1 protein-coding gene is annotated in these 239 nt (G+C 59.4%); it reads right to left on the reverse strand.

Going from position 1 to position 239, the window contains the following annotated elements:
• A partial coding sequence (locus ACX4ZE_RS23455) for a hypothetical protein (RefSeq protein WP_480275642.1) occupies positions 1-239 on the reverse strand: 239 nt, incomplete at both ends.

The following is a 239-nucleotide window of genomic DNA, read 5'->3' on the forward strand; positions in this document are numbered from 1 at the left end:
TATTTTGGAGTGTCTCCTTCGGCCGCAGATTCACCATCCGGTCGAGGTCGAACGAGGAGTAGGTCACATTCCTGTTGAAGTTCCACAGTTGCAGCGCACCACCGGAATAGATGTCGGCTTTACCGAGCTCGACAATGCGCCCGAACTCCGCGACCACCTTGAAGTTACGGGTAACGACCTCACCCGGCGCGGTGCTGATCACCACATCCGCCCCCTTGCCGTCGGTGAGCGCCAGCACC

The organism is Nocardia sp. TBRC8007 (genome assembly GCF_056629435.1).